Annotated in this window: 3 protein-coding genes; 1 reads left to right on the forward strand and 2 read right to left on the reverse strand. The window is 34.8% G+C overall.

Annotated features, from left to right (window positions below; all coding sequences use genetic code 11):
* Positions 1–282: aminopeptidase P family N-terminal domain-containing protein (locus tag J7J10_03305; GenBank protein ID MCD6129962.1), on the reverse strand; the 282-nt coding region annotated here is incomplete at its 3' end.
* 79 nt (positions 283–361) lie between these two features.
* On the opposite strand from J7J10_03305, the gene J7J10_03310 reads away from it, so the two are divergent.
* On the forward strand, positions 362–1720 hold the full coding sequence (locus J7J10_03310; protein MCD6129963.1) for a hypothetical protein: 1359 nt from the start codon (positions 362–364) through the stop codon (positions 1718–1720).
* On the opposite strand, the gene J7J10_03315 is transcribed toward J7J10_03310, so the two are convergent.
* Complete coding sequence (locus J7J10_03315; protein ID MCD6129964.1) at positions 1704–1979, reverse strand: hypothetical protein; 276 nt, start codon at positions 1977–1979, stop codon at positions 1704–1706. The two genes, J7J10_03310 and J7J10_03315, sit on opposite strands and share 17 nt — an antisense overlap.
* Positions 1980–2157 lie beyond the last annotated feature (178 nt).

Here is a 2157-nt window from a genome sequence, read left to right on the forward strand (position 1 = left end):
TTCACCATTATCATAAGCTATTCTTTCAACCCCTATTTCTTTAATTTTTTGTTTCATAGCTTTGGTACTTTTGTAGATGATTTTTTCTACAAATTCTAAGTTTTGTTTGAGCATATAATATAGCGGAGGTAAAAAGAGATATATCTTATCAAGAGCAAGAAGCAAAAACCCTTCTGCATCTAATCCTGTAAAATACCGTATGTTTACCTTGTTCGGAGAAAAAAAAGCATCCACATTATACCTTTTCAGCACCTCTTTTCCTTTTAAAAAATGTTCTTTCATTTCACACCGCCTTTTAATTGACAAAGTACTTAAATCACATTAAGCTTATTTATATCAGTTTTAAGGAGTTTATTCAATAATGAAAAGAATAGAAAGCATGCTTAAAGTAATCAAAATAGAATATCTAAACACCCTTATCCTCTTTGTAGCTTTGCTCTCTACCGGTTCAGTACTTGTATGGATTTTAAAATATAAAGAACTCCTCAGTTATGAAGAAAAAGCAACACTTTTTATTATTATATTTTTTATCTTTGTTTATTTTGCTGTGGTTTATGTGATTCGTTTTCTTATATCTGGAGCAGGAGAAAAAACTAATTATGTTTTCTGTTTATGTAGATTTATTATAGATCAAGCCATTGTAAGTCTTTTTGTGTATTATGGAGGAGGGTACTCTTCCGCCTTTGCGTTGGGATATTTAGTAGTTACTGTTCTATCTGCTGTTGTGTTAGGACTTTACGGTGCGTTAACCGTAGCCACGGCAGCCAGTATTTTTTATTTATATGTTTCATTTACATCGGGGATAACTGTATCCTATTATTGGTTAGATGTAGGCTACCGTATTGTTCCCATATACTTTGTCGCCATAGCAACAGGTCTTTTAGCCGATGCTTTTGTGAGGTATGCAGTTCGGGTCTCTGAATTGAATGAAGAGTTAGAAGACAAAAGCAACAAGTTATCTACTACCCTTAAGATGTTAAAGAAAAGCGAGATAGAACTTATAGAAGCAGAGCGAGGAAGGCTGGCCATAGATATTACAGAAAGTGTTGCTCATCATATTAGAAATCCCGTTACATCTATTGGAGGGATGGCTCGTATTATTCACAAGAAGCTAAAGGAAGGAAAGGGATTGGAAGATGTGGGAAAGTATATTAAAGCTACGATAGAAGAGTGTAGCAAGTTGGATATTATATTGAAAAATGTACTTGAACTTACAGAGAAGGAGATGAATTTAGTAGTCTATTCTGTAAATGCAATATTAAAGCAAACCATTCCTGTATTTAAAACAAAATGTAGTGAAAAGAATATTGAAATTGTTACTCATTTTGATGAAGAAAATCCACAGGTTTTACTGGATAAAAAGAAAATTAGCATTGCTATAGATAACATAATAGAGAATGCCATTGGGGCTATGCATGATGGAGGCAAGCTTACTATATCTACAGAAAAAATAGAGTTTATGGGCAAAAAGATGGTAAACATATCCATTTCAGATACAGGTGAAGGAATACCTCCTGAGATAATGGAAGATATATTCAAACCTTTTATAGTTGCTGAAGCTGAAAAAGCAGGGTTAGGATTGCCTATTACCAAACACATTGTAGAGATGCATAAGGGAAGCATTAACGTAAAAAGCATACCAGGGAAAGGAACAACAATTGATATCTACCTTCCCTTATGCCCGCCAGAGAAAAAAGTACAGCCTAAGCCGTTAAGGTAACCTTCTCTACACTTAGCATACTCTTGGTAGTATCTGTGCTTATAGACGGCCGCCACATGTCCCTTTCCACTGATTCAAGGTATGACTTCAAACTTCCGTCTTCCACGAATTTCTTATATTGCTTCTGACAGAGTTCAACCAGGCTTTTCTTAGCTTCATCTTCCGTTGCTCCCCTGGTAGCGAAGCATAATTCCGGACAAAAAGCCATAAAATGATCGCTGATACTCCACATCTCTACCATTACATCTAAAGTTTCCATCTTTCCCTCCTTTTTCAAACTGGCTTTTTAGCTTAAACAAGTTTAAAACCATTTTGGAATTCTGTCAAGTTTTTTTAGTTTTTCATTAACTAAAACTCTTTCAACCTCCTTGAGTTATCTCTCTTGATTTTTATCTCGGGTCACTATATTCTAAACTCGCCAAGACGTATGTAAGAAT

The sequence above is a fragment of the Deltaproteobacteria bacterium genome, assembly GCA_021159305.1.
In the GTDB taxonomy this organism is placed as follows: Bacteria; Campylobacterota_A; Desulfurellia; order JAGGSF01; family JAGGSF01; genus JAGGSF01.